The sequence below is a fragment of the Streptomyces resistomycificus genome, assembly GCF_001514265.1.
GTDB lineage: Bacteria > Actinomycetota > Actinomycetes > Streptomycetales > Streptomycetaceae > Streptomyces > Streptomyces resistomycificus.
This window is the reverse complement of record NZ_KQ949019.1, coordinates 1-1,000: the sequence shown is the minus strand read 5'-3', so window position 1 is coordinate 1,000 and position 1,000 is coordinate 1. Positions and strand designations below refer to the sequence as shown.

Annotated in this window: 1 protein-coding gene; it reads right to left on the bottom strand. The window is 64.5% G+C overall.

Annotation, left to right across the window (positions count from 1 at the left end; translation table 11 throughout):
- On the bottom strand, positions 1-1,000 hold a 1,000-nt coding region (locus AQJ84_RS40225; RefSeq protein WP_211276889.1), incomplete at both ends, for a cbb3-type cytochrome c oxidase subunit I.

Here is a 1,000-nt window from a genome sequence, read left to right as displayed (position 1 = left end):
TGGCCCAGAGCATCGGGGTCTCGAAGCTCAGTGACCCCTTCCACATGGTGCCGATCCAGTTGAAGAACTTCACGCCGGTCGGTACGGCGATGAGGAACGTCATGAAGGAGAAGAACGGCAGGAGCACGCCGCCGGTGACGTACATGTGGTGCGCCCACACGGTCACGGACAGGCCGGCGATGGCGATGGTGGCCGCGATCAGGCCCGTGTAGCCGAACATCGGCTTGCGGGAGAAGACCGGGATGACTTCGGAGATGATCCCGAAGAACGGCAGCGCGATGATGTACACCTCTGGATGGCCGAAGAACCAGAAGAGGTGTTGCCACAGCAGTGCGCCGCCGTTGGCGGAGTCGAAGATGTGCGCCCCGAACTTCCGGTCGGCCTCCAGGGCGAACAGCGCGGCGGCCAGGACGGGGAAGGCGAGCAGGACCAGGACCGCGGTCAGCAGCACGTTCCACACGAAGATCGGCATGCGGAACATCGTCATGCCGGGGGTGCGCATGCAGATGATGGTGGTGATGAAGTTGACCGCGCCGAGGATGGTGCCGAAGCCGGAGAAGGCCAGGCCCATGATCCACATGTCGGCGCCGATGCCCGGCGAGCGGACCGCGTCCGACAGCGGGCTGTAGGCGAACCAGCCGAAGTCGGCCGCGCCCTGCGGGGTGAGGAAGCCGCCGACCGCGATCAGCGAGCCGAACAGGTACAGCCAGTAGGCGAACATGTTCAGCCGGGGGAAGGCCACGTCCGGCGCACCGATCTGGAGCGGCATGATCCAGTTGGTGAAGCCGGCGAACAGCGGCGTCGCGAACATCAGCAGCATGATCGTGCCGTGCATCGTGAACGCCTGGTTGAACTGCTCGTTCGACATGATCTGCAGGCCCGGACGGGCCAGCTCGGCGCGCATGAACAGCGCCATCACGCCACCGATGCAGAAGAACGCGAACGACGTGACCAGGTACAACGTACCGATCGTCTTGTGGTCCGTGGTCGTCAGCCACTT